Consider the following 23,611-nt stretch of genomic DNA (forward strand, 5'->3'; position numbering starts at 1 on the left):
GTGGGTATGATAAAGATAGTTAGGTTTTTCTATGTTATTATATACGGAAAATACTTACAGACTACATTTGGATAATAACAACCAATAAGAATAGTAAAAAAATAGGACTATTTAGTCAAATGAAACTAAATTTGAAAAAAATAAAAAAACAGATAAGCATATGGAAACATTCTAGTGTAAAGGTCTTTAGAAGTTAGATAAATGCACGATATTAAGCATACGGACTTTTACACAAGGAGAGGGTGAACAATATGGAACTTTATAAAGATCAGCATATGGAAATCATCTCAAGAGACAATAAAGTTTTTGTGAAAAAACATCGAGAAGATTATACAATGAAGGATTTCGAGACTTTATTAAAAGAATTTCCAAGAATTAAACTGACAAACTTTATGGAATTAAAAAACCTCTTCAATCAACAGAATGGTGATTTTGTAGAAATAGGTGTTTTATTACCTGAAATGGATATTCAAATCTCAAAAGATGCAATGACTGCTAATATTTTATTTTACGAGGATCCGAAAAAAATTAGTAACTCTGAAGATGAATTGAATCTTAAAATTAAAGAAATTGCTGCATCTATTGGGATTGAGTACGGTCTGAAACGAATCTTATGGGAAGAACTTGAGAAGAAAAAACATGTGATTGCGGAAGGGAAAGAGCCTGAAGATGGTGTGGATGCAAAAATCACGTATTTTCAAAACCCAACGCGCAGACCAAAAATTGGTTTAGATGGTCGAGCAGATTTTTCCGATATGAACTTTATTTTTGAAATTGAAAAAGACGCTTGGCTAGGTGAGAAAATACCGGCATCTGAAGGAATACCGGGTATGAATGTATTGGGAAAAGAGATTCCCGCAAAAGCAGGGAAAGACCTTATTTTAAAATATAATCCAGAATCTGTTTATGAAAGTGAAGAAAACGGAAAGATTATTATCCGTTCTAAAACAGCAGGTGTATTAGATGATTCAAATGGTTTAATTAGCATTTTGCAACATCTCGAAATTAAAACAGATATTGGGGTAGAAACAGGTAATATTGAGTTTGATGGTTCTATCGCAATTAAGGGAACCGTTTTACCAGGCTATTCGGTAAAAGCAACAGGTGATATTTCGATTGAAGCAAAAGAGGGCGTATCTGGTGCTGACTCGATTGAATCAACAGGTGGCGATATTTATATTCGTGGTGGTGTATTTGGTCATTCAAAAACGATCATTCGAGCAGGTGGAAGTGTCTTTTTAAAACATGCGAATGAAGCAACGATTTATGCTGAAAATGAAATTTGTATCGAAATGTATGCAATCGGTTCGAATTTATCAGGGAGAATTGTACGTTTAGACGGTGTGAATGGGAAAATTATCGGCGGTGTGACAGAAGCAACATCGTATATCCATACAGCAATCGCTGGAAATCAACACGAAAGACGTACAGAGTTAATTATTCATACCATTGACCAGAAAGAAAAAATGGGTGAAGTACGCTATAAAGCAGGGAAAATAAAAGAAATTGAACAAGAGATGGGTGTGCTTGAAAGTCGTGTCATTCAATTACAACCATTAACGAAACAGATGAACGCACAACAACTAGAAGTATTTGAAGATACAAAATATAAATATGAATTAAAAAAATCAGTTGTAATCCAGTTGAATTATGAAATTCAAACCATTTTAAAACAATTAAGTGAGATTGAAAAAGAATGTGTGGAAGTAACAAAAATGGCATTTGAAGGAACGATTATTAAGATTGGTAAACGGTCATCTATGTTAAAAACACGTACAAATGGTGTATTTAAAATGGAGAATGGAGAGTTGAATGTATAGATTGCCTATTTATGCACATCGTGGCTGGACAAAACATGAACCAGAAAACACATTAGAAGCGATGAAGGAGGCCATGATACAAACCGCAGCAGATGGAATTGAGTTTGATTTGCAGCTGACGAAAGATCGCATTGCAATTGTTACACATGATCTTAATTTAAAACGAATGTTAGGTATCTCTAAATGCGTAAATGATTGTACACTCAACGAAATAAGAAGTCAGAAGATTAAGGGAAGTCGTCATTGTATTAATACATTTTCAGAATTATTAGCATGGGCTATCCCGAATAAAGTACCAATGAATATTGAACTCAAAGAATCGTTTATTGGACGAACTGCTGATCTTGAGATTGTTGTAAAAAAGACGCAACATTTACCAAATGTACATTACTCCTCTTTTCATTTAGAAGTGTTACAACAAGTAAAGGTAATGAAACCAGCAGCAGAAGTAGCGTTTATTCCGAAGCGCAAATTTGATTGGACGCGCTTAAATGATTTACCTTGGATTGATGCATTACATGTGAATAAGCATTTTTTCTATAAAGAAAAATATTGGAATATGGCACAGGATTTAAATAAAGTTTTACGTTTTTATAGTATTACAGGAAAAGAAAAGTGGCTTCAAAAACCACAGCATCCAAGTATTGTTGGATGGATTACAGATGAACCGAGTCGAGTCGCAGATGCACAAAGATATGTTGATTCATATGTAGAAGAATGAATCAACTATTTTTGTGTAGAGATAACTAAATCGAATATACATAGAATAAATGAGAAACGGTATGTTTACAGAGTTTCTCATTTTTTGTTTATATAAAGCATTAGGATGAATAAAGAATTTTCCTTATAATGTAAAGTGACAGAAAAACTTCTTTTTCAACAAAATATGTCACAAAATAAAGTTAATAATTGTCAAGAACACAGTTTTTAGTTAGAATTAGAACAAGGAAGAAAATATGTGTGTAAAATAGAAAAAATAAGTATTTAAACACAATTTTCTGACAATTTAAGAGCGGATAATGATAAAAAATTAAACGCAAATACAAGTAAGAATGTTTTTTTATCAGGTATATTATAAATGTCATATCATGTCATATGACATTTATGATAGGAAGAATAAGTATTATTATGATATAACAGATAGTGAAGGTATTTGACCTAAAATGATAAAAAAGCAGTTGTGACAAGAAGTGAAAATAATGATTTTATGGAGGTATGACATATGGCAAATGAATACGATTTAGTCATTTTGGGCGGCGGACCTGCGGGATATGTGGCAGCCATTCGTGCAGCGCAATTAAAGTTAAAAGTGGCGATTGTCGAAAAAGAAAAACTAGGTGGAACCTGTTTACATAAAGGTTGTATCCCGACAAAAGCGCTATTAAAGAGTGCCGAACAATTACGTTCTCTTAAAAAAGCGCACGATTTCGGAATCGAATTAACATCGTATGGATTCAATTATCATATCGCACATGAAAGAAAAAATGCTGTAGTCGCACAATTAGAAGCAGGTATTCAAGCGTTAATGAAAAAAGGGAAGATTGATGTATATACAGGTACAGGTCGTATATTAGGTCCTTCTATTTTTTCACCACTTCCTGGAACTGTATCGGTGGAATATGGTGAAGATCTTGAAAATGATATGCTCGTACCGAAAAATTTATTGATTTGTACAGGCTCGAAACCACGCACACTACCGTCTATGCCATTTAATCATACGACGATTTTAAGTTCAGATGATTTAGTTCTACTTGATACATTGCCAAAGAATATGGCGATTGTTGGTGGCGGTGTAATCGGAATTGAATGGGCATCTATGTTACATGATTTAGGTGTAGAGATTACAATCTATGAAGCATTTGAACGTATTCTACCTTCAGAAGATGAAGAAGTAGCGAAAGAACTTGTGAAAAATTTTGAAAAACGTAGTATTCAAGTTGTGACGAATGCGAAAATTTCAAATGTGGAAGCAACAGATGAACAAGTGACATTCCATGTGAATGAAGAAGTAAAAACATTCGAAAAAGTGCTAGTCGCAATTGGAAGACAAGCGATTACAGAACAAATTGGATTAGAAAATACAGATATCCAGTTAGAACAGCAGTTTATTAAGGTAAATAAACATATGCAAACAAAAGAAGCACACATCTATGCAGCAGGCGACGTAATTGGTGGTATTCAATTAGCACATGTAGCATCTCATGAAGCCATTCATGCAGTTGAACATATGGTAGGTTTAAAACCAGATACACGTGTCGTGCATATGCCAAGTTGTGTCTATAGCTATCCAGAGATTGCACATATTGGATTAAATGAAAAACAAGCAAAAGAACAATTTAATAAAGTTGTCGTCAAAAAATTCCCATTAAAAGCAAATGCAAAAGCACTGGTTAATGGTGATGATTTCGGTTTTGCGAAGATGATTGTAGATGAAGAAACAGATGATGTACTAGGCGTCCATCTAATTGGTGACCATGTGACAGAATTAATCGCTGAGTCAAGTTTAGCCTTTAATCTAGATGCTTCATCATTTGAAATCGGACATACTGTACACCCGCATCCAAGCGTGAGTGAAGTGATGCAAGAAGTCGCACTGGCAATTAAAAACGAAGCAATTCATTATTAGGAGGTTTTGATTATGACAGTTTCACATAAAGAAGCAAATTTAACAGATCAACAAGCATTAGATATTTATTTCAGTATGTTACGTGCAAGACGTGTCGATGAACGTTTATGGTTATTAAACCGTTCAGGTAAAATCCCATTTGTTATTTCGTGTCAAGGACAAGAAGCTGCACAAATCGGTGCTGCATATGCACTTGATTTAACGAAGGATTATTTAGCGCCGTATTACCGTGATCTAGGTGTGGTATTAGAAGCGGGAATGACAATTCAAGATGTCATGTTAAATGCTTTTGCGAAAGCAGAGGATCCAAACTCAGGTGGTCGTCAAATGCAGGCACACTGGGGACAACGCAAAAATCGTATTTTATCAGGTTCTTCGCCTGTTACAACACAAGTTGTACATGCAGCAGGTGTCGCACTAGCAGGACGCATGAAGAAAGATGACTTTTACACATTTGTTTCACTGGGTGAAGGTTCATCCAATCAAGGTGATTTCCATGAAGGTCTAAACTTCATTGGTGTGCATCAATTGCCTGTTATTACATTTGTAGAAAATAATCAGTATGCGATTTCAACACCATACGATCGTCAAGTAGCGAGTGCAACAGTCGCACAACGAGCAACAAGTTATAATATGCCAGGTGAGGTAGTAGACGGTACAGATCCAATCGCTACGTATATTGCTGTGAAAAAAGCACGTGAATCAGGTAAGCCAGCATTGATTGAAGCGCTTTGCCAACGATTGACGCCTCATTCATCAGATGATGATCACCGTATTTATCGTACGACAGAAGAATTAGAAGATGATAAACAAAAAGATGGTTTACATCATTATGAGCAGTATCTAGTGGAACAAGGCCTGTTAACAGAAGAATTAAAAGCAGAAATGGAAGCGACATTAAAACGTGAGATTAATGAAGCGACTACGTATGCAGAACAAGCACCATACGGTTCAGTAGAAGATAATCTACGTTATGTCTATGCGGAAGGGGAGAAGCTATAATGAGAACGATTTCCTATATTGAAGCAATTAATGAAGCGATGCGCGAAGAAATGCAGCGAGATGAAAATGTATTTGTACTAGGTGAAGATGTTGGGAAAAAGGGCGGTGTGTTCCGTGCAACAGATGGTCTTTACGATGAATTCGGTGAAGACCGCGTTTTAGATACACCATTAGCCGAGTCAGCTATTGCAGGTGTAGCAGTGGGTGCGGCAATGTATGGTATGAAGCCAATTGCAGAAATGCAGTTTGCGGATTTCATCTTACCAGCAGTTAACCAAATTATTTCAGAAGCAGCAAAAATGCGTTATCGTTCAAATAATGATTGGAGTTGTCCATTAGTTGTTCGTGCACCATTTGGCGGCGGGGTACATGGTGGTTTATATCACTCGCAATCAGTAGAGGCGATTTTTGCTAATCAACCAGGTTTAAAAATTGTTGTTCCTTCAAACCCAGCAGATGCAAAAGGACTTTTAAAAGCCGCGATTCGCGACCCAGACCCAGTTCTTTATTTCGAACATAAAAAAGCATATCGCCTACTTAAAGGTGAAGTGCCAAATGAAGATTATGTTGTGCCAATCGGTAAAGCTGACGTAAAACGTAGTGGTGATGATTTAACAGTTATCACATATGGTTTAATGGTCGACCAAACATTAAAGGTGGCAGAACAGTTACAAGAGGAACAAGACATTTCTGTACATGTTCTCGATTTACGTACAATTTATCCGCTTGATCAAGAAGCGATTATTGAAGCAGCACGTAAAACAGGTAAGGTCTTATTAATTACAGAAGATAACAAAGAAGGAAGTATTATTGGAGAAGTCGCAGCGATTGTTGCAGAACATTGTCTATTTGATTTAGACGCTCCAATTAAGCGACTGGCAGCACCTGATGCCCCATCGATGCCGTATGCACAGTCTTTAGAAAAAGATTTCATGGTAACACCAGACCAAATCGAAGCAGCAATTGTCGAATTAGCTGCATTCTAAGGAGGAAGAATACATGTTAGAGTATATTAAAATGCCCCAACTCGGTGAAAGTGTTACAGAAGGAACAATCGACCGTTGGTTAGTAAAACCAGGCGATACAGTTGAACAGTATGATTCCATTGCAGAATTAACGACAGATAAAGTAACAGCAGACCTTCCATCTCAATTATCAGGAACGATTCAAGAGATTATCGTTCCTGAAGGTGAGACAGTAGCAGTTGGTGAAGTCGTATGTTCCATTGTTGTTGCACATGGAGAAGCAGCAACACCTGCTGAGTCACCGTCATCTTCATCAGAAACAACTAAACCTGTAGCAGCAGCGCCACAATCAGCTCCAAAACGCTCAGCTGATCAGAAGAAGCGTGTGTCACCTGTTGTAGGTCGTTTGATTGACGAATACCATTTAAATATTGATTTAATTGAAGGAACAGGTGCAGGTGGACGTGTGACACGTAAAGACGTGTTGCGTGAGATTGAATCGGGCATTATTTCGTCACAATTAACGCATGAAGAAAAACCAACAACACGTGATACACAAGTGAAAGAGGCAATCCCAGAAGAAAATGGTGACGTGATTATTCCGGTATCTTCGATTCGTAAGACAATTGCAAAACGTATGGTAGATAGCGTGACACAAATTCCACATGCTTGGATGACCATTGAAGTTGATGTAACAGAATTAGTTAAATTACGTAATGCACATAAGAAGCAATTCAAAGAGCAAGAAGGATACAATTTAACGTATTTTGCTTTTTTCGTAAAAGCAGTTGCACAAGCGTTGAAAGAATATCCAATGCTTAATTCTGTTTGGAAAGGCGATACAATCGTTCAGAAGAAAGCAATTAATATGTCAATTGCAGTTGCTTCAGATGATGAGTTATTCGTTCCTGTTATTCAAAACTGTGATCAACTGTCCATTGCAGGCATTGCAAGTCAAATTGCAATTCTAGCTGAAAAAGGACGTAAAAAACAGTTGAATGTAAAGGATATGTCAGGTGGAACATTTACGGTAAATAATACAGGTTCATTTGGCTCTGTCCATTCAGCAGGGATTATTAATGCACCACAAGCAGCTATTTTACAAGTGGAATCGATTGTGAAACGACCGGTCATTATAGGCGATGGTATGTTCGCTGCACGCGATATGGTGAATTTATGTCTATCTTTAGACCATCGAATTTTAGACGGAATGATTTGTGGGAAGTTTCTAGCTCGTGTTAAAGAATTGCTAGAAAATATGACAATTTCAAGCACTTCTGTTTATTAGGAAAAGTCAGAAAACCGAATTGTTGCGGTTTTCTGATTTTTTTTTACTTTTCCGTTCACCTTTTCTTGTGTAAAATGGAAGATAGAATCATTGAAGGGGGGAAGCGTCAACGCGTCCATATGACAAACATGAGAGAAGTAACATTTGAACAAGCAACTTATGCTGACTGGAAAACGGCAGCAGAAGGAGCATTAAAAGGTAAACCATTTGAATCTTTGTTGACTAAAACAATCGAGGGGATTACACTCGAGCCACTCTACACAAAAGAGAGTTTGTTTGAAAAGATTGATGGTAAACTGGAGGAACAAATTTCGACGATTCGCACAATGAAAGCTGAAGGTGCTTTTGGGGTAGCACAGGCAGCCTATGGTGAGAATATTGAGGCATTCATCGCACAAGCAAAAGATGCGCTTCAACGTGGAAATCAATATGTAACAGTTGGAAAGGTAGCATTTGAGTGGACAGAAGATGCATTAAAGCAATTAGGTGCATTACTATCAGCTCACCCATTCCGTTTAAATATAGAAGATGAAGCCGTACTTGGTGTGTTCGAATTCATCACAAATAAAGAACAAGTAGGTTATGTACAATCAACACAACCAATTGACTTACCTGATTTTCCGAATGTTCGTACATTCAATGCAAATGTATTATCAGCACATTATGAAGGTGCAACATCTATACAAGAATTAGCGATTGCACTTGCACAAGCAGCAGAATTTATGAAAGGTGCATCTTTTGAAGAAGTAGAGAAAAAGTTCTTCGTTTCATTTGCTTTAGATACACACTTCTTTATGGCAATTGCTAAAATCCGTGCTTTCAGAGTATTATGGAAAGCGTTTGCAAAAGCGTACGGTGTTGAGACACCACAACCAGTTCATATCGCTACGGAAACATCACTTCGTTCATTTTCGAAGTTAGACGTTTACGTGAATTTACTGCGCGCTGGAAATGAAGCGTTTTCAGCAGTAATCGGTGGAGCAGATTTACTAACTGTTCATCCACATAACATTTTGACTGGACCTACAAATCAATCGGTTCGTATTGCACGAAATGTTGCACTCGTAATTAAAGAAGAATCACAAGTAACGAAAGTAATCGATCCTTCAGGTGGTTCATACTTTATCGAAACATTAACGCATGACCTTGTAAAAGAAGCATGGGCTTACTTCTTGAAAATTGAAGAAGCAGGTGGCTACGAGGCAGCAAGCGAGATGATTAAAGCGGATCTTCAAGCTTCATGGTCTGAACGCATTGAAAAAGTGAAAAAGCGTAAAACGGTATTAGTTGGTACAAATAATTATGCAGATGCAACAGAAGAAGTACCTGCTGAAACGTTTGTAGAAGTAAATCGTTTAGCACAACCATTTGAAGAGTTACGTGTGACATTCAAAGAACATCCGATGAAGGCACAAATCTTAACATACGGTGAGCTAAAAACGACAAAACCACGTACAGACTTTGTAAAAGGTGTGTTAGCAACGGCTGGTATCGTACCAGAAGTAACAGAACCAACAGTCGATTTAACAGAAATCGTGCATATGTTAACGACAACAACAGCAGACTATGTTGTCCTTTCAGCAACAGATGAAGATACAAAAGCAGTTATGGAAGCATTACTTGCTGCAAAACCTGAACATGTCATCTTTGATGTGGCGGGTAAGTTTGATGCGAACTGGACGGAAAAAGGCTTAAATGGCTATATCTTTGCAGGGTTGAATATTTATGAAAAACTAACAACTGTTCACGCAAGCATGAAGGAGGTTCAACGATGAGCAATCCAACATTCCACAAAATTGACATCGATGAAGTATTAACGAAAGAACCATTTGAAACGACGCAAGAAACATTTATGACGAATGAAGAAATTCCTGTAAAACCTGTTTATACAGCTGTAGATAATGAAGGTTTACAACATCTAAATGATGTAGCAGGGATTGCACCCAATACACGTGGACCATATCCAACGATGTATGTAGGTCGTCCATGGACGATTCGTCAATATGCAGGTTTCTCAACAGCGGAAGAATCAAATGCTTTCTACCGCCGAAATCTTGCGATGGGACAAAAAGGTCTTTCAGTTGCCTTTGACTTAGCGACACACCGTGGTTATGACTCAGATCATCCGCGTGTAACAGGTGATGTTGGTAAAGCGGGTGTTGCAATTGACTCGGTTGAAGATACAAAAATCTTATTTGATGGCATTCCACTCGATCAAATGTCTGTATCGATGACAATGAATGGTGCTGTACTTCCAATTCTTGCGTTTTACATTGTAACAGCAGAAGAACAGGGCGTTACACCAGACAAATTAGCAGGTACGATTCAAAACGATATTTTAAAAGAGTACATGGTGCGTAATACGTACATCTACCCACCTGAAATGTCGATGAAAATCATTGCAGATATTTTTGAATATACGTCAAAATTCATGCCGAAGTTCAACTCGATTTCAATTTCGGGCTACCATATTCAAGAAGCTGGTGCGACGAATGATATTGAGTTAGCTTATACATTAGCTGACGGTTTAGAATACGTGCGTACAGGTTTAAAAGCAGGAATCGATATTGATAAGTTTGCTCCGCGTCTATCATTCTTCTGGGCGATTGGTATGAACTATTATATGGAAATCGCTAAAATGCGTGCAGCACGTCGTATTTGGGCACAAATGATGTCAACATTTAACCCGAAAAATCCAAAAACATTGGCGCTTCGTACACACTCACAAACATCTGGATGGTCATTAACAGAACAAGATCCATTCAATAACGTGACACGTACGTTAATTGAAGCGAATGCGGCAACAATGGGACATACACAATCACTTCATACGAATGCATTAGATGAAGCGATTGCATTACCAACGGACTTCTCAGCGCGTATTGCACGTAATACACAGCTATTCTTACAAGAAGAAACAACGATGACAAAAGTGATTGATCCATGGGGTGGTTCATACTATGTTGAGAAGTTAACAGATGAACTAACACAATCAGCATGGAAACTAATCAATGAAGTTGAAGAACTTGGTGGTATGGCGAAAGCGATTGAAACAGGCTTACCGAAGATGAAGGTTGAAGAAGCTGCAGCGAAACGCCAAGCAAAAATCGATTCAAAAGCAGAAACGATTATCGGCGTAAATCGTTACCGTTTAGATGAAGAAGAACCAATTGAAATTTTAGATATTGATAACACATTAGTACGTCAATCACAAATTGACCGTATTAATAAAATGAAAGCAGAGCGTGACGAAGCAGAAGTGAAACGTCATTTAGCACGTTTAACAAAAGCAGCAGCAGATGGTAGCGAAAACTTATTAGCTGTAGCAGTAGATGCAGCGCGTGCGCGTGCGACATTAGGTGAAATATCAGATGCGATCGAAGAAGTATCAGACCGTCACAAAGCAGTTATTCGCTCAATTAGCGGTGTATATGCTTCAAACTATTCAGATGCAGATGCCATCAAAGAAATTAAAGAAATGACAGATGAATTCTTAGAAAATGAAGGTCGTCGTCCACGTATTCTTGTAGCAAAAATGGGACAAGATGGACATGACCGCGGTGCAAAAGTTGTTGCAACAGCGTATGCTGACTTTGGTTTCGACGTGGATATTTCACCACTGTTTATGACACCAGAAGAAGCAGCAATTATGGCTGTAGAAAATGATGTTCACTGTGTTGGCGTATCGTCATTAGCAGCGGGACATAAAACGCTTGTACCTGAATTAATTGCAGAGCTTAAAAAATTAGGTCGTGAAGATATCGTTGTCATCGTGGGCGGTGTTATTCCAGCACAAGACTATGATTTCTTATATGAAGCAGGAGCAGCAGCAATTTTCGGACCTGGTACGGTATTGCCTATTGCTTCTCAAAAAATGATTGAAATCATCTATGAACGTTTAGGTTACGAAGAAGCATAATGTCTGAAAAAGAATCAGCGCTTTTTGTACAACCAGGTGTAAAAGCGAGTCATGACGGGATGCAAAAATCCAAACGACGTAAATTTGTTAAAAAACGTAAACCGATTGCGATTGACGAATTAGCTACAGACGTACGAAGTGGTTCGAAATTACATCTTGCTAAGGCCATTACACTACTTGAGAGTGCAAATATCGATGATAAAGCAGAAGGACAGGCGCTATTAAAAGAACTGCTTCCACATACAGGGAAGTCGATTCGTATCGGCATCACGGGTGTGCCGGGAGCAGGAAAAAGTACGTTCATCGAAACTTTCGGCAAGATGTTAATTGAACAAGGCCATCGCGTAGCGGTACTTGCGATTGATCCGAGTTCTTCGATTACAGGCGGGAGTATTTTAGGCGATAAAACACGGATGGAAGAATTGTCGCGTGACTCACGTGCTTATATTCGACCATCTCCTTCTGCTGGAACGCTTGGCGGTGTGCATAAAAAAACACGTGAAACAATGTTACTTTGTGAAGCAGCAGGGTATGATGTGATTTTAATTGAGACTGTCGGTGTTGGGCAGAGTGAGACTATTGTACGTGGTATGGTAGATTTCTTCTTGCTTCTTGTATTAACAGGGGCAGGAGACGAACTACAAGGTATGAAAAAAGGGATCATGGAATTAGCAGATACGATTGTTGTGCATAAAGCGGATGGTGATAATGTACGAAATGCGCGTAAGACCGTTGCAGAGTATAAGCAAATCTTACATTTACTACAACCTGCAACGCCGCATTGGACGACAAAAGCGATGTCAGCTTCCTCTTATGAAAATAAAGGGCTCGACAAAGTATGGGAGACGATTGAAGCATTCAAAGAGCAAGCACTTGAAAATGGTGTTTGGTTGAATCGCAGAAATCATCAAACAACCGATTGGTTCCGCTCCATGATTTTAGACCGTCTTGTAGATGATTTTTACGGTACGCAAGGCAAAAAAGAAATCGTACAAGCCTTAGAAAAAGAGATTTTAAAAGGTGAATTAACCGTTTCACAAGGAATTGAAACACTTTTTAAACCATAGTAAAAAGCAGTGATGTCACAGTGCATCACTGCTTTTTTTGATTTAAAAAATGCCACACAACAAATGTAGTTGTATGGCATATTGTTATAAATTATTCAATTGGAACCCAAATCTCAATTTGGTCTAGCGCTTTCCCTTTATACTTTTCGAAACTAATACCTGGACGATGGATGTAGTCTTGGTGGCTGCTTAATTCTCTGAATGCTTTTTCAAGGTCATTGATTGAACTAAGCTCCCCAACGAGGTATTTACCGGATGCGATGGATACACTTTCAGTTGGTACGTCCTCAGGCATATAATCTTCTTTAATACCTGCTAAATAACGAATACCATCGTCCGTTAAATCGACAAAAACACCGTATAATACGTCATGTTGTACGTCGTAATCTTCCAGCACTTCTGCAAGTTCTTCCCATTGTTCAGAAATATCGTCCGTTTTACATTCATGAATCTTTAAACCCGAAATCACAAAATCCTTTACTTCTTGTACACGTGTTTGCATTGGCTGGAACCTCCTCATATTCAAATAGTAGGGTGTAACTAACTCTATTATATACACGTATTTCAAAATAGCCAAACATTTTATTTGAGATTTAGGAATATTCTCATAATTATTCTTGTAAATAAATTAATTTAGTTAAAACCGATTCGGACGCTTTGAATTCAAAAGAATCTAATGTATGATAGTAAGGAGCTAATTGTGAAGGGAGTTATTTGAATATGAATGACTATGATTTATTTTATCAAGATATGTTAAACCAAGCGCGCGGTGAATTATCGGGCAATGGTTATGAAGAATTAAAAACAGTGGAAGCAGTAGAAGACGCTGTAAAACGCGAAGGAACAACATTATTCATGGTGAACTCTGTATGTGGTTGTGCAGGTGGTATTGCACGTCCAGCAGCAGTTCACTCGATTAACTATCCAAAACGTCCAGATCACCTTGTAACTGTATTTGCAGGACAAGATAAAGAAGCAACAGCAATGGCACGTGCTTTCTTCGGGGAAGATCATATTCCATCATCACCATCATTTGTTTTAATGAAAGATGGTCAAGTAGTGGCAGAAGTTCCACGCCATGAAATCGAAGGTCATGAACCAATGGCTGTTATTACACATCTTCAATCGCAATTTGAAGATTTCTGTGAAGAAGTTTAATATGTTTAAAGGGGAGGGATTGCGCTAAGCAGTTCCTTCTTTTCAATTATGTAAGAATTTTGTAAAAAACGTTTTCTAAACCAAATCTGTGGTAACCTATTATGTGAGGAGGCCATGTATGAAACTTAAAAAAATCAAGCGCTTTTCAATTGGCTATCGTACATTAAAAACAGCTGTCGGGATTGCGGTAGCAATTGGTATTGCATCATTTCTCGATCTCGAATACTATACATCCGCAGGGATTTTAACCATCCTGTCCATTCAGACGACAAAAAGAAAGTCTGTTCATGCGATTTATACGCGTGTAGCCGCAGGATTATTATCCTTATTACTTTCCTATATTTTATTTTCAATTGGCGGATATAATGTCATTACGTTGGGGGTTTTAATTCTCTTATTTTTACCACTCCTCGTCATGTTCCATATTACAGCGGCCTTCGTATCAAGTGTCGTCATCGTCCTACAAATCTTTAATTCAGGGGAATTTACATTACCTCTCTTATATAATGAATTATTATTGATGCTTGTTGGATTTGGTGTAGGATTTTTAATCAACTTTTATATGCCAGATATTAGTAAAGGTTTGAATAAGCATCGTATTGCGATTGAAGAAGCATACAGTGCTATTTTTCATGAAATTGAAAAGTATTTACGAACAGGTGATACATCTTGGGATGGTAAAGAACTACTAATTGCTGAAAAAAGCGTAGCGAAAGGGAAGTCACTTGCCTACATGGACGTCGAAAATCACTTAGCACGTAAAGAAGATGTATATTATCGTTACTTTGATATTCGTGAAAAACAGCTTGAAATTATCGAGCGCGTCCTACCTAAAATCACAAGTCTACCTGCATCTGTTGCACATTCAAAGATTGTGGCTGATTTTGTAGGAGAACTATCTGAGAACGTACATTCAGGTAATACTGTAACAGAGAGTAGAAGGAAGTTACAACGTGTACGAGAACGTTTTGAAGAAATGCCAATGCCTAAAAATCACGAAGAATTTTTAGCCATGTCTGCGCTTTATGTCTTTATAGAAGAAATGGATGAATATTTAGCCATCAAACAAAACTTTGAAGGACTTAACGTGAAAAAAGGACGATTGAAAAATCATAAATAAAATAAAAAATACCTATGTGATTATGTTTTATATCATACATAGGTATTTTTATTCGACATTAAAAATGATTAAAATAGCTTTAATTAAACATAAAGTAGCGTAAAATGCTTTTTTAATTTACAATACGTCCAATATAGAAACGTTAGAATCATGTAAGATAAATATACAAATGTTGTACAAATTTGGAAAGCAGGTGTTAAAAGTGAATCAACTTTATTATAATGGTGAAATTTTAACAATGAATAACACGAATGAGATTGTAGAGGCGATTTTAATTAAAGATCAAGTAATTGAAGCGGTTGGAACATACGAAGAATTACGATTAAAGGCCGACAAAATAACCGCTGTAGAAGAAATTAACTTACAAGGTAAGACACTTATGCCAGGAATTATCGATGCACATTTACATTTTGTTATGTATGGTGTAACAAAAATAAATATCGATTGTAAAAGTCTGAAAATTAAGAATTTAACTCAATTATACGAAGCAATTCAAAAAAGAGTTCTAGAAACAGAAGAAGGGCATTGGGTTCGAGTAAATGGCTTTAATGAATTGAGTATGGATGAAAAATGTTATCCATTAAAAGAGGATCTAGATGTCATTTCAACAAAACATCCGATTATGATTACGCGCACATGTGGTCATATTGGTGTAGTGAATAGTCTAGGGCTTTTAATGGCTAATATCGATGAACAGACACCTAACCCACAAGGTGGCGAAATTGAAAAAGATCAAACTGGAAAATTAACTGGAAGGTTATTAGAAACAGCTTATATGCAATTAAATGAGCAAGCAACTTATACAATGGAAGAATTAGAAGAAGCTATGCAACTAGCGCAACAAGATTTTTTCAAAGTTGGCATCACAAGTATTCATGAAGCAGGAACATTTAATGCAGATAGTTTTCGACAACTGCAATTAGCTTCTCATGAAAGACGAGTCAAGTTACGAATTTACGCTATGATTGGTAGTTTAAATAATTGTTATGATTTTACAACAACAATGATGAAATCCGGAGTTGTGACAGGAACAGGTGATGCACATTTTAAAATTGGTCCAGCGAAGCTATTTGTAGATGGAAGTAGTACAGGACCAACAATTGCGACGCGCGAACCTTATACAAGTAATCAAAATGATTACGGTATGTTTATTTATACGGAAGATGAATTATACGAAGTATTAGGAGATGCACATGCAAAGGGTTATCAAATTACGGTACATGCACAAGGAGATGCAGCGATTGAACGTTATTTAAATGTAATTGAACGTGCTTTAAAAGAAAATCCTAGACCACATCGCCATCGAATTGAACATGCAGGTATTACGACACCTGATTTACAAGAAAAAATGAAAGCGCTTCAAATTATACCTATTCCAAACCCACCATTTCCTTATGAATTTGGCGAAAGTTATGAAAAAAATTACGGTGAACGTATCGATTATATGTATCCAGTTGCAGATTTTTTACAGCATCAATTAATAGTAGCTGCTGGATCAGATGCACCGATTACAACCGTTAATCCATGGGTTGGAATTCATACAGCTATTAATCGTCATACAACGCTTGGGCAACCGTTTGGGATAAGACAATCAATTTCTTTGATGGAAGCATTAAAAATCTATACGTATAACGGTGCATATGCGAGCTTTGAAGAACATCAAAAAGGTAGCTTAGAAAGCGGAAAATTAGCAGATTACATCATTTTAAATCAGGCAATTACAAAAACAAATAGAGATGAATTAAAAAATATAGAAGTTGTACAAACTGTGATTGGGGGAGAAGTGGTTTATAAAGTATAGAGGAAGGAGTGAACTAAATGAAAGTAGAAGTGAGTAGTTGTCAGGTCGCCATGCAAGAGTGTAAAGTATTTTCGGATTTTACGAAGCAAATGGATTTTCTATTCCGTAAAATCCCATCTACGAGTCAATTTGTTTTATTACCAGAACTTGTAGGACTGCACTTATTAACAATCAGAGAAGATTATTCATATTTAAAAGAGAGTCAAATGGATGGACTATCTATATTTATAGAAGATTATATAAGCTATTTTTCCAAAAAAGCTTTTGAAAGACAGCAATGTATTATCGCAGGTTCTATGCTGGAAGAAAGTGATGGTACTTATAATACAGCATATATTTTTACAAAAGAAGGACAATTCTTAATGCATCGAAAAACACATATCTTTCCTGCTGAGAGTCATTATGGAACTTTAGAAGGGGATGATTTGAATATTTTTGAAATAGATGGGATAAAAATCGGTATCGCGATTTGTTATGAAATTGAAATTCCTGAAATTGCTACTATGTATACAAAAGCAGGCGCAGATATCATTTTTTGTCCTTCTTATACCATTACACCACATGGGTTTTATCGTGTACGAAATTGTGCATTAGCGCGGTCTATTGAAAATCAAATATATGTTCTACATGCTCCTCTAATTGGAAAGTTAACAGGTGTGATACAGGAGGGCTTTGGTCATGCAGCAATTATTGCTCCTTCAGAGCCACCTTGGTCTATTAACGGTGTTCTTTGTGAAGTAACATCTAATGAAACAGATTGTGTCACAGCAACATTAGATCTAAATCTATTATATGAGAAAAGAAAGAATGGGGCAGCAACAACATTCTTAGATCGTAAAAGAAGAGCACATCTGTACCATATTTAAAAGGGGGAGAGAAGATGAAGTATTTAAAATTACTATTGATTATACCTTTTATTGGTATGGCAGGTTGTATTTCATTTGCCAATCGCATTGAGCCATATGTTTTAGGGTTACCTTTTTTATTATTTTGGATTGTTTTATGGATGGTTTTATCATCGCTCATTTTGTATATCATTTATAAAGTAGACCCTGAAAATAAAGTAGGTGAAAACGAATGAATATAGCATTAATCATTATTTTTGCATTTGCAATTATCGCGTTGTATTTAGGAATTCGAGCAACCCATGGTAAGAAGATGAGCATGGATGAATTCGCAACAGGTAATAAAGGTTTTGGAACGCTCTTCGTTTTTTTACTAACTGCTGGTGAAGTATATACAACTTTTAGTTTTTTAGGAGGAAGTGGTTGGGCTTATAGTAATGGTGCAGCAGCATTCTATGTTCCAGCTTATATTACACTTGCCTATGTATTATCGTATTGGATTGCACCAAAAATTTGGCGCTTTTCAAAAGAAAATCATGTCATTTCACAGCCAGCATACTTTGCAGCAAGATATAAAAGTCCTGTGCTAGGCTTAGTCGTTTCTTTTTTAGGTGCGATTGCGATGATTCCTTATATTGTTATTCAATTAAAGGGTTTAGGGATTATTGTTTCGGAGGCATCATACGGTGCAATTAATTCTGTTGTAGCCAGTACAATTGGCGCCATTATTATCACAATCTATGTAATTATTTCAGGGATTCATGGTTCTGCGTGGACAGCTATTTTAAAAGATATCATGATTTTAATCGTCATTGTTTTTTTAGGTGTATATATTCCATATCATTACTTTGGTGGAATTCAACCCCTGTTTGAAGCGGTGCAACAAGTACGACCTGAGAGTCTTGTGTTATCATCAACAGGTTTGAGTATACCTTGGTTTATATCTACTATCTTACTCAATGCTTTTGGTTTTTATTTATTACCAAATACATTCAGTGTGACAATTTCAGCATCGGGTACAAAAGCGCTAAAACGTAATGCCATTACATTACCACTTTATACATTGTTATTATTATTCGTATTCTTTATTGGTTTTGCAGCTATGATTCAAATTCCAGGATTACAAGGTGCTGAAGGAGATTTATCTCTTTTACGTTTAACAATCGATACATTTAATCCGTGGGTTGTTGGAATTGTAGGAGCAGCCGGTTTACTGACAGCACTAGTTCCAGCATCTGTTATGCTCATGTCTGCTTCGATTGGTTTAATGTCTGGCTTTTATAAATTAGTAAGACCTACAGCTACAGATCGCCAGCAGTTAGCAGCTTCTAAAGGCTTTGTTTTAATTATTATTGCAATCGCTTTTATTTTCACCATTACAGGTGGAGATGCGTTAGCAATTTTAAATATTATGTCATATGCGTTAATCTCACAATTAGTACCAGCACTTATTTTTAGTTTTTATGGTACAAATATATTGAATAAATATGGCGTAATGAGTGGTATTGCAGTAGCAGTTTTCTATATTGCCTATATGACGATTACATCATCTAAATTAAATACATTCTTTGAAAATATCCCTTCACAAATTAATGATTTGAATTTAGGGGCAGTTGCCTTAGTGCTTAATTTAATTGTTGGTTTAATTGTAAGTGTATGCACAAAATCAATCGTTAAAAAAGAACAACAAAAGGTATTAATAAAGGAGGAGATTATAAATGAAGTGTAACTCAACTAGTTTAGAAGAAAAAATCACATCGTTTCGTCAATTTGGTAAGACTGCTAAAAATGGTGTTTCACGTCTATCTTTATCTGAAGAAGATTTGCAAGCAAGAGCTTATTTTAAAAAGCGCTGTGAGGAACTTCAAATGACAGTAACAATTGATGACTTAGGTAATATGTATGCTTTAAAGATGGGGAAAAATCCTGATTTACAACCAATTGTAATCGGTTCGCATTTAGACAGTGTTTTAAATGGTGGAGCTTATGATGGCGTATTAGGTGTTATTGCAGGATTACAAGTAGTTGAAACACTACGAGATGAAAATATCAAGTTAGAACATTCATTATTAATTGTGAATTTTACAAACGAAGAAGGTGCACGTTTTGATCCAGCCATGATGTGTTCAGGTATATTGGCTGGGAAATTCTCTGAAGAAAAAATGTTGAAAGTACGAGATGAGGAAGGGACGACATTCGAACAAGCTTTAAATAATGGCGGGATGAGAGGTGAAAAAGAACATCGTTTACGAGAAGGCGTAGGTTATTTTGAACTGCATATTGAACAAGGTCCTGTTTTAGATAAAGAGCAGATTGAAATTGGTGTAGTAGAAGGTGTAGTCGGTATGGTGTGCTATGAAATTAATATATTTGGACAAGCAAATCATGCAGGAACAACACCGATGATTTATCGACAAGATGCATTACTAGAGGCAGCACGTTTGATGATTGATTTAGAAGATCAGTTGCTGTTTTTACCAGAAGATTTAGTCTTTACATTTGGCCGAATTTATAATGCACCGAATATTCATACAGTCGTTCCAGGACATGTGCGCTTTACATTAGAAGCAAGACATAAAGATGAAGAAGTTTTACAAGAGGTTCGAAAAATTATTCAGCAAACAGTTGAAAAGCCTTGCAAATGTAAACGAACTTACGAAGAATTGTGGTCGAGAGAAACCGTTTATTTTAACTCGGAATTAATCTGCACTGTAGAAGATTCCGCTAAGGCACTTAAAAAATCATATAAAAAAATGTATAGTGGTGCAGGGCATGATGCACAATTTATTGCAAGTTTGATTCCTTCTGTTATGATCTTTATCCCAAGTTTAGATGGCATTAGTCATAATGAAGCAGAATATTCTAGTTTACAACAATGTTTAGATGGAGTGAATGTTTTATTAAATGCTGTATATCAATTTGATTGTAAAAAGAAATCAGCTAAATTCTACAGTTAATAAAGAAAAATATGCGGTATTTTATACAATAAAAAAACCAAAACCACGCTTCAACGTGATTTTGGTTTTTGTTATGTTATACCTTACTTTAACACAACTGCGTATAGCGCGATTGTTTTGCACGCGGTGGTTCACGCAAAGGCATTAAAGCTTTTTGTATAGGAATCCATCCATATACAGATAATTGATGTAAGTATTGTGAAATTTGCGGCTTATTTACACGCCATAATTCGTTCCAATACATTGGACGTTTTTTTCGAATAGGCTTGCTACCGCGCATATTCAATTGCAAAACTTGAGGTTTGTGCAAGCTGTAATTGTGGCGGTGTTTTATGCTCAGTGAAAAAACTTGCATAATATGCGTCCGCAATCGTTACAACATAACTCATCATCAATAATAGTTTCATTCAATTCATTAAGAAATCATTTCTCCTTCAAATTACGATATGAATATAGTACGTTCGAGTGGGGGAAAAGTTTCAATATTACGATAATATAATAGATAAACCAAACATAACTGTTGAAATTAGCATAATTCCAATCATAGTCATAACAACAGCTTTTTGAAATTTCTTATTGCTCACGTTGATTCTCTCCTTGTTTGCATCGTTACTTCATTTTAACAAATCCCTTGTATTCGAGCAAAGGGAAAATCATAAAAGAGCGAATTTTCTTTTCGAAACTACTATATAACACAGATTATTTAATGAAAAAATAAAACACAACCATTTGAATGTTTTGAAAACTCACTGAACAATGAATCCTTGTTTTTATTCCGTAAAAATCGAAATTTTGAACGTTTTTACGTTTATTTTCTCGTAAAAACGTATTTCCTTGATTTTTTGTTTCCTTCATTTACTATTAGAATAGGCTGATTGTTCAGAAAAGTAATCGCTATCATTGGAAAAAATTATTATATAGGTAGAGTTTTACGAAAAAATCAGTTACAATTGTGTTATACAACAAAAAGGAGTTGGGGACTCGTGGAAAATGTTGATCACATTGGCATCGCTGTCAATAATCTCGATGAACGTATTACATATTATACAGATGTACTCGGTATGAAACTTCTAAATGTCGAAGAAGTTGCTTCTGAACAAGTACGTGTAGCATTCATTGATGCAGGTAATACACATATCGAATTATTAGAACCACTTAGTGAAGAAAGTGCCATTCACAAGCACTTAGAAAAGCGCGGTGAAGGAATTCACCATATCGCATTACAAGTCGTTGGAATTGAAACGGAGATGGAACGTATGAAAAATGAGGGAGCCCGTCTATTGTCTGAGCAACCAAAAATTGGTGCTGGCGGTGCAAAAGTTGCCTTCATTCATCCGAAATCATCTTTTGGTGTACTTTACGAGCTAGTTGATCGAAGCTAATACAAAGGGGAATCGTAAACAATGGATATGTATGATAAAATAAACGAATTATTTGACAAAAAGCGTGAAATCGAATTGGGCGGTGGTGACGCTCGTATCGAAAAACAACATGAAAAAGGTAAATTAACAGCGCGTGAACGTATTGATTTATTATTAGACGAAGGTACATTCGTTGAAGTAAATCCATTCGTAAAACACCGTACTGTTGACTTTGGTATGGCTGGTAAAGAAGGTCCTGGAGATGGTGTTGTAACAGGTTACGGTAAAGTAAATGGTCGTCCTGTGTACTTATTCTCACAAGACTTCACAGTATTCGGCGGTGCATTAGGTGAAATGCATGCGATGAAGATTGCGAATGTAATGGATTTAGCAGCAAAAACAGGTGCACCATTCATCGGTATTAATGATTCAGGTGGCGCGCGTATTCAAGAAGGTGTACTTTCATTAGATGGTTATGGTGAAATCTTCTACCGTAACTCAATCTATTCGGGTGTCATTCCACAAATCTCTGTAATTATGGGACCTTGTGCGGGTGGTGCAGTTTACTCACCAGCTATTACAGACTTTATCTTAATGGTTGAAAAAACATCACAAATGTTCATTACAGGACCAAAAGTAATTGAGACTGTAACAGGTGAAAAGATTTCTTCAGAAGGTCTTGGCGGTGCAAAAGTACATAACGCAATCGCAGGGAACGCACATTTCCGTGCACCAAGTGAAGAAGAAGCAATTGAGCAAATCAAACAATTATTAAGCTACTTACCACAAAATAATACAGAAAAAGCACCGATGGTTGAATTTAACGAAGAAGACGAGTACCGTTCAGAATTACTAGATATCGTGCCAATCGACCAAACAAAATCATATGATGTACGTAAAGTAGTCGAACAAGTTGCGGACCCTGGTACATTCATGGAAGTTCAAAAAGACTTCGCTAAAAATATTGTTGTTGGTTTTGCGCGTATTAAAGGCGAATCAGTTGGTTTCGTATGTAACCAACCAAAAGTACTTGCAGGTGGCTTAGATATCGATTCATCAGATAAATTAGCACGTTTTGTACGTACTTGTGATGCATTTAATGTTCCAGTTATTACATTTGAAGATGTAACAGGCTTCTTCCCAGGTGTTAAACAAGAGCATGGTGGAATCATTCGTCATGGTGCAAAAATCTTATTTGCTTATTCAGAAGCAACTGTACCGAAAATTACAGTTATTCTACGTAAAGCATACGGCGGTGCATATGTAGCGCTAAACTCAAAATCAATTGGAGCAGATATGGTATACGCTTGGCCAAATGCTGAAATCGCAGTAATGGGTGCAGCTGGTGCAGCGAATATTATTCATGCAGGCGAGATTGCAAAATCAGATGACCCTGAAGCAACACGCGCACAAAAAATCGAAGAGTACAAAGAAAAATTCGCAAATCCATATGTAGCAGCTTCTCATGGCTTAGTTGATGACATCATCGATCCACGTGAAACACGTCTAAAGCTAATCCAATCATTAGAAATGTTACGTAATAAACAAGAAGATCGTCCGAAGAAAAAACATGGTAACATTCCATTATAATTTTCCTTTAACAATGTAGAAGTGTGTCACGTCTTATAAAGAGACGTGACGCGCTTTTTTTATTGCTTTGAACGAGTTTTACACGAAAAATT

21 protein-coding genes are annotated in these 23,611 nt (G+C 36.6%); 18 read left to right on the top strand and 3 right to left on the bottom strand.

Translation table 11 applies throughout. From position 1 onward, the window contains the following. Window positions 1–251: 251 nt before the first annotated feature. The 9 genes from ACKVQX_RS05855 to meaB all read left to right on the top strand — a co-directional run bounded on the left by ACKVQX_RS05855 (window position 252) and on the right by meaB (window position 12,687). The gene (locus ACKVQX_RS05855) at window positions 252–1,820 is read left to right on the top strand and encodes a DUF342 domain-containing protein (protein WP_068452998.1); all 1,569 of its coding nucleotides are present in this window, start codon (window positions 252–254) and stop codon (window positions 1,818–1,820) included. Beyond that, complete coding sequence (locus tag ACKVQX_RS05860) at window positions 1,813–2,541, top strand: glycerophosphodiester phosphodiesterase (RefSeq protein WP_409136082.1); 729 nt, start codon at window positions 1,813–1,815, stop codon at window positions 2,539–2,541. Before ACKVQX_RS05855 ends, ACKVQX_RS05860 begins: the two co-directional genes overlap by 8 nt. Window positions 2,542–3,042: 501 nt before the next feature. Then, complete coding sequence (gene lpdA, locus ACKVQX_RS05865) at window positions 3,043–4,446, top strand: dihydrolipoyl dehydrogenase (protein ID WP_409136083.1); 1,404 nt, start codon at window positions 3,043–3,045, stop codon at window positions 4,444–4,446. 12 nt (window positions 4,447–4,458) lie between these two features. After that, window positions 4,459–5,448 (top strand): thiamine pyrophosphate-dependent dehydrogenase E1 component subunit alpha, encoded by a 990-nt coding sequence (locus ACKVQX_RS05870; RefSeq protein ID WP_068453004.1) that lies wholly within the window; start codon window positions 4,459–4,461, stop codon window positions 5,446–5,448. Beyond that, the gene (locus tag ACKVQX_RS05875) at window positions 5,448–6,434 is read left to right on the top strand and encodes an alpha-ketoacid dehydrogenase subunit beta (protein ID WP_068453007.1); all 987 of its coding nucleotides are present in this window, start codon (window positions 5,448–5,450) and stop codon (window positions 6,432–6,434) included. Before ACKVQX_RS05870 ends, ACKVQX_RS05875 begins: the two co-directional genes overlap by 1 nt. A gap of 13 nt (window positions 6,435–6,447) precedes the next feature. Beyond that, window positions 6,448–7,701 carry a dihydrolipoamide acetyltransferase family protein gene (locus ACKVQX_RS05880; protein WP_409136084.1) on the top strand — a complete coding sequence of 418 codons (1,254 nt, stop codon included), beginning with the start codon at window positions 6,448–6,450 and terminating at the stop codon, window positions 7,699–7,701. 119 nt (window positions 7,702–7,820) lie between these two features. Continuing rightward, the gene (locus ACKVQX_RS05885; RefSeq protein ID WP_409136085.1) at window positions 7,821–9,476 is read left to right on the top strand and encodes a methylmalonyl-CoA mutase family protein; all 1,656 of its coding nucleotides are present in this window, start codon (window positions 7,821–7,823) and stop codon (window positions 9,474–9,476) included. After that, complete coding sequence (scpA, locus tag ACKVQX_RS05890) at window positions 9,473–11,620, top strand: methylmalonyl-CoA mutase (protein WP_068453016.1); 2,148 nt, start codon at window positions 9,473–9,475, stop codon at window positions 11,618–11,620. The genes ACKVQX_RS05885 and scpA overlap by 4 nt, the downstream gene beginning before the upstream one ends. Continuing rightward, window positions 11,620–12,687 carry a methylmalonyl Co-A mutase-associated GTPase MeaB gene (meaB, locus tag ACKVQX_RS05895; protein WP_068453019.1) on the top strand — a complete coding sequence of 356 codons (1,068 nt, stop codon included), beginning with the start codon at window positions 11,620–11,622 and terminating at the stop codon, window positions 12,685–12,687. The genes scpA and meaB overlap by 1 nt, the downstream gene beginning before the upstream one ends. A gap of 91 nt (window positions 12,688–12,778) precedes the next feature. On the opposite strand, the gene ACKVQX_RS05900 is transcribed toward meaB, so the two are convergent. Continuing rightward, the gene (locus ACKVQX_RS05900; RefSeq protein WP_368633983.1) at window positions 12,779–13,189 is read right to left on the bottom strand and encodes a GyrI-like domain-containing protein; all 411 of its coding nucleotides are present in this window, start codon (window positions 13,187–13,189) and stop codon (window positions 12,779–12,781) included. 212 nt (window positions 13,190–13,401) lie between these two features. Here ACKVQX_RS05900 and ACKVQX_RS05905 point away from each other — a divergent pair, with 212 nt between their 5' ends. The 7 genes from ACKVQX_RS05905 (at window position 13,402) to ACKVQX_RS05935 (ending at window position 20,568) form a co-directional block, all read left to right on the top strand. Continuing rightward, entirely contained in the window at window positions 13,402–13,845 is a 444-nt protein-coding gene (locus ACKVQX_RS05905) for a BrxA/BrxB family bacilliredoxin (protein ID WP_087680232.1), read from the top strand. Window positions 13,846–13,963: 118 nt separating this feature from the next. Then, on the top strand, window positions 13,964–14,965 hold the full coding sequence (locus tag ACKVQX_RS05910) for an aromatic acid exporter family protein (RefSeq protein WP_197409942.1): 1,002 nt from the start codon (window positions 13,964–13,966) through the stop codon (window positions 14,963–14,965). A gap of 169 nt (window positions 14,966–15,134) precedes the next feature. After that, complete coding sequence (locus ACKVQX_RS05915; protein WP_409136086.1) at window positions 15,135–16,766, top strand: amidohydrolase; 1,632 nt, start codon at window positions 15,135–15,137, stop codon at window positions 16,764–16,766. A gap of 17 nt (window positions 16,767–16,783) precedes the next feature. Continuing rightward, on the top strand, window positions 16,784–17,632 hold the full coding sequence (locus ACKVQX_RS05920) for a nitrilase-related carbon-nitrogen hydrolase (protein WP_325943026.1): 849 nt from the start codon (window positions 16,784–16,786) through the stop codon (window positions 17,630–17,632). Between the two features lie 14 nt (window positions 17,633–17,646). Further along, on the top strand, window positions 17,647–17,847 hold the full coding sequence (locus tag ACKVQX_RS05925; RefSeq protein ID WP_068453035.1) for a DUF3311 domain-containing protein: 201 nt from the start codon (window positions 17,647–17,649) through the stop codon (window positions 17,845–17,847). Then, a complete protein-coding gene (locus ACKVQX_RS05930; protein ID WP_325943028.1) occupies window positions 17,844–19,340 on the top strand; it encodes a sodium:solute symporter family protein in 1,497 nt (498 codons plus the stop codon). Before ACKVQX_RS05925 ends, ACKVQX_RS05930 begins: the two co-directional genes overlap by 4 nt. Beyond that, window positions 19,330–20,568, top strand: a complete 1,239-nt coding sequence (locus ACKVQX_RS05935; protein WP_409136087.1) for a Zn-dependent hydrolase — start codon at window positions 19,330–19,332, stop codon at window positions 20,566–20,568. The genes ACKVQX_RS05930 and ACKVQX_RS05935 overlap by 11 nt, the downstream gene beginning before the upstream one ends. An 88-nt stretch (window positions 20,569–20,656) precedes the next feature. On the opposite strand, the gene ACKVQX_RS05940 is transcribed toward ACKVQX_RS05935, so the two are convergent. Together ACKVQX_RS05940 and prli42 are read right to left on the bottom strand one after the other, a co-directional pair. Then, on the bottom strand, window positions 20,657–20,812 hold the full coding sequence (locus tag ACKVQX_RS05940) for a hypothetical protein (protein WP_342303039.1): 156 nt from the start codon (window positions 20,810–20,812) through the stop codon (window positions 20,657–20,659). Between the two features lie 241 nt (window positions 20,813–21,053). Then, entirely contained in the window at window positions 21,054–21,152 is a 99-nt protein-coding gene (gene prli42 / locus ACKVQX_RS05945; protein WP_156422349.1) for a stressosome-associated protein Prli42, read from the bottom strand. Window positions 21,153–21,551: 399 nt separating this feature from the next. Here prli42 and mce point away from each other — a divergent pair, with 399 nt between their 5' ends. Both mce and ACKVQX_RS05955 read left to right on the top strand, forming a co-directional pair. Continuing rightward, window positions 21,552–21,950 carry a methylmalonyl-CoA epimerase gene (gene mce, locus ACKVQX_RS05950; RefSeq protein WP_068453045.1) on the top strand — a complete coding sequence of 133 codons (399 nt, stop codon included), beginning with the start codon at window positions 21,552–21,554 and terminating at the stop codon, window positions 21,948–21,950. 21 nt (window positions 21,951–21,971) lie between these two features. Further along, window positions 21,972–23,519 carry an acyl-CoA carboxylase subunit beta gene (locus tag ACKVQX_RS05955; RefSeq protein WP_068453048.1) on the top strand — a complete coding sequence of 516 codons (1,548 nt, stop codon included), beginning with the start codon at window positions 21,972–21,974 and terminating at the stop codon, window positions 23,517–23,519. The last annotated feature ends 92 nt before the right edge of the window (window positions 23,520–23,611 follow it).

Origin of the sequence: Kurthia sp. ISK08 (genome assembly GCF_046159805.1) — a bacterium.
Lineage (GTDB): Bacteria > Bacillota > Bacilli > Bacillales_A > Planococcaceae > Kurthia > Kurthia gibsonii.